This is a genomic window from Limosilactobacillus reuteri subsp. porcinus, from assembly GCF_036621895.1.
Classification (GTDB): Bacteria; Bacillota; Bacilli; order Lactobacillales; family Lactobacillaceae; genus Limosilactobacillus; species Limosilactobacillus reuteri_J.
Genome location: NZ_LN887333.1, coordinates 1 through 305 on the forward strand (window position 1 = coordinate 1; position 305 = coordinate 305).

Below are 305 nucleotides of genomic sequence, written 5' to 3' on the forward strand. Positions count from 1 at the left end.
GTTCACGTCTTAATGTTTTACGACGAGGAAACCAACGGGGAAGCATTAAGGAGCGAAATCTGGAAAATTTGGAAGAAAATTGCCGAAAAACATGATCGCAAGGTGAGCAAAAAAGCCTTTGGCTACGAGAATTCTTACAACCCTAAAGATGCTAAAAATGAAAAGGCTGCATTGATTGGTTCGATCCTTGAAGCACAGAAGTATGCGATGAAGCCTGATATTGTCAACGAAATGATGAGCTTTGATGAGGGTGTTGGCATTGCAAGTAAGAGAAAAGAATTCAATTTAGAGGTTTTTTCCGAAAT

Annotated in this window: 1 protein-coding gene; it reads left to right on the forward strand. The window is 39.3% G+C overall.

Going from position 1 to position 305, the window contains the following annotated elements; all coding sequences use genetic code 11:
* The coding region (locus tag AACL61_RS01465; protein ID WP_339110886.1) for a hypothetical protein at nucleotides 1-305 on the forward strand (305 nt) is incomplete at both ends.